The sequence below is a fragment of the Microcystis sp. LE19-10.1B genome (assembly GCF_027530565.1).
In the GTDB taxonomy this organism is placed as follows: domain Bacteria; phylum Cyanobacteriota; class Cyanobacteriia; order Cyanobacteriales; family Microcystaceae; genus Microcystis; species Microcystis aeruginosa.
Genome location: NZ_JAPZQM010000475.1, coordinates 1 through 3,207, shown reverse-complemented (window position 1 = coordinate 3,207; position 3,207 = coordinate 1). Strand labels below are relative to the sequence as shown.

Genomic DNA, 3,207 nt, shown 5'->3' with positions numbered 1-3,207 from the left:
ACCCTACACCCTACACCCCACACCCCACACCCCATCTCTGATAACTGAAAATAATGAGTCTAGAATCTACTGCTAACGAAGCGATCGCTCATAATTTAGAGCAATTCCTGCTAGTTTTGACCATTTCCTTGAGTGTCGCCACTTTATCGAGAACCGTTGCCTTCCTCCGCAAAATTCCCTACACCCTGCTGTTAGTTATTGTCGGTATGGGTTTAGCTTTTTTAGATTTGCGTTTGGTTAATCTTTCCCCGGAATTAATTCTGGAAATTTTTCTGCCTCCCCTCCTTTTTGAAGCCGCTTGGAATATTCCTTGGGCTAAATTAAAGGAATATTGGGTTACTATCGTCCTTTTTGCCGTTATCGGGGTAATTATCTCCGTTTTGGGAGTCGCCTATCCCCTACATATCTTTGCTAATTTACCCCTATCGATCGCTTTTCTGTTGGGTGCTGCCCTAGCTGCCACCGATCCCGTCTCTGTGATTGCCCTATTTAAAGAATTGGGGGCCAGTAAAAAACTAACGATCCTGATGGAAGGGGAAAGTCTCTTTAATGATGGGGTCGCTGTGGTCGCTTTCGTCCTCTTGGTGGGGATTCCCTTGGGAGTCGATACCTTTTCCGTCCCCGTGACGATCGCTCGTTTCTGCACCTTTGTGGGGATTGGGATCGGTGTCGGTTGCGTGATCGGTTTCGGCATTTCCTACCTTACCCAACGCTTTGATCTGCCTTTTGTGGAACAGTCTCTGACTCTAGTTTCTGCATACGGAACCTATCTCGTCACGGAAAAATTAGGCGGATCCGGTGTGATTGGGGTGGTAATTGTCGGGATTATTCTCGGTAATCTCGGTTCGCGCATTGGTATGAGTCCCCGCACGCGCCTGGTAGTTAGCGAATTTTGGGAATTTATCGCCTTTTTTGTCAATTCTATCATCTTTTTACTGATCGGCGATCAAACTCGTTTTGAGAGTCTTGGTAGTCACTTAACCGGGATTTTAATAGCGATCGCTGCTATGGTGGTTTCCCGTCTGTTCTCAATTTTTGGACTAGGGGCAATTAGTAACCTAATTACGGGCAATAACATCAATTTCAAGGAAAGAACGGTGTTATGGTGGGGAGGATTGCGCGGTTCGGTTTCGATCGCCCTAGCGTTAAGTGTTCCTACGTCTATCCCCTACCGTCAAGAAATTATTGACGTGGTTTTTGGGGTGGTTTTATTTACTTTATTGGTGCAAGGATTATCCATACAATGGCTGTTAAATGCCCTCAATCTTATCGGTGATCAACCGATTCGCACCGAATATTCGGCCTTAATTGCTCGTCAAATTGCTTTAACTAGGGTTGCCAATTATCTGCAACAACCAGAACGTTTTCCCGATATCGATCCCGAATTTTATCGCCACAAAAAAACGCTAGTGGAGGGACAACTAAAGGCCTTGGGCGATCAGTTGCAAAAATTACTACAGGAACACCCACAATTAAAAGATGTGGTAGCCGAACAATTTCAAGATACTTTACTTGATATCGAAGCTAATACCTACGCAGAATTAATTCGAGCCGGTCGTTTAAATGAAAATCTCGTTCCCCTTTTAGTGGAGGTAGAAGAAGAAAAAGAGATGGTTTAATGATCAAGTCATGGAAAATCAAAGAATTTTTGCTAAAAATTGCTGAGTTCGATCGGATTGGGGATTATTAAAAAATTTTTCTGGGGGGGCAATTTCCAAAATTAAACCCTGATCCATAAATACCACTCGATCGGCCACTTCTCGCGCGAATCCTACCTCGTGGGTGACACAAACCATGGTCATCCCGGATTTGGCTAAACTTTGCATCGTTTCCAAGACTTCTCGCACCATTTCCGGATCTAAAGCTGAGGTGGGTTCATCGAATAACATCACCTTCGGCTGCATAGCTAAAGCGCGAACGATTGCCACCCGCTGCTGTTGTCCTCCCGATAACTGAGGGGGATATTTAAGTGCTTGTTCGAGAATACCAACTTTTTCGAGGAGTTTTCTCGCTATTTCCTCCGCTTTGGCTTTTTTCCAACCGCGCACCCACATTGGTCCGAGGGTGACATTATCTAATACCGTCAGATGGGGAAAGAGGTTAAATTGTTGAAAAACCATGCCGACTTCCTGACGGATTACCTCGATATTTTTCAGGTTGTGGGACACAGTTATTCCGTCAATAATAATGCGACCTTTTTGATAGGATTCCAAACCGTTAAAAGTGCGAATAAAGGTGGATTTTCCTGAACCGGACGGCCCCATAATCACGACAACTTCCTGTTTATTAACGGTGAGATTCACTCCCCGTAAAGCATGAAAGCGGTTATCATACCATTTTTCCACCGCTTCGGCAATTATAATCGGTTCACTGTTGTGAGATTCCATATTTTTGAGAGTTTATTGATTATCTGTATCGGGAAACCACTGTTTCTCAAGAATTTGTCTCAGAGAGTAGGGACAAATTATCGGTAAATTTTTTAATCCTGTCTTTTTTTCTGCAATTAAGCGAGCGTTTTCATAGATATCTTCTAACTCTAGTTCTAGTTCTAGAAATTTACTTAAATTGGTGGTGAGCTTATATTCTAATTGTACTCGAAAAGTGATAATCTCTGCCGCCCAATGATTACTATTTTTTTCTCTTTCTGTTGTCCAAAATTGATAGAGTAGCAGCTAGATTATTATCGATAAAATTAAACTTTTAACAGCAGTTTTTTCGCTTCGTCTCAAAGCTGCCAACTCCTCGATTAAATGTTCGTAATCTAACTGATCTAACTGACGATTTTTTAATAACTCGATCGTCTCGCTTAACCAGCGATCATACTCCCGTTCATAAAGCTGTTCTAAAGCAAGCATTGTCTTTGATCAAATGGGGACATTATTAAAAATAACCCGTTCCTAGAAATGATAGCATAAAAGATGCGGTTGATTAGTGTAAATATTTTTTATTTAGTTTTAAACGGAGATATTTCCGCATAATTAACTGATTTTATCGAATTTATTCATATTTACACCGAATAAACACCTGAATTGATTGAGGCAATAATCCTGACTGTACCCGAAGAAGTTGGGTTCTTCGGTTTTTGTTATGCAATGGACGGGGGTTATAAGGGATGGAACCCTTATATAGAAAGGCATTTGGCGATTTTTGTCAATTATTTTTGATCTAGAGCGAACTAATCAATTAAGTCTCTTGCCAGATAAGGAT

2 protein-coding genes and 1 pseudogene are annotated in these 3,207 nt (G+C 41.8%); 1 reads left to right on the top strand and 2 read right to left on the bottom strand.

The window, feature by feature from the left end:
• Window positions 1-53: 53 nt before the first annotated feature.
• Window positions 54-1,619, top strand: a complete 1,566-nt coding sequence (locus O9332_RS17210) for a cation:proton antiporter (RefSeq protein WP_288026595.1) — start codon at window positions 54-56, stop codon at window positions 1,617-1,619.
• An 18-nt stretch (window positions 1,620-1,637) separates the two neighbouring features.
• On the opposite strand, the gene O9332_RS17205 is transcribed toward O9332_RS17210, so the two are convergent.
• Both O9332_RS17205 and O9332_RS17200 read right to left on the bottom strand, forming a co-directional pair.
• On the bottom strand, window positions 1,638-2,387 hold the full coding sequence (locus O9332_RS17205) for an amino acid ABC transporter ATP-binding protein (RefSeq protein ID WP_288026593.1): 750 nt from the start codon (window positions 2,385-2,387) through the stop codon (window positions 1,638-1,640).
• 12 nt (window positions 2,388-2,399) lie between these two features.
• Window positions 2,400-2,855 (bottom strand): annotated as a pseudogene (locus tag O9332_RS17200) (DUF29 domain-containing protein).
• Window positions 2,856-3,207 lie beyond the last annotated feature (352 nt).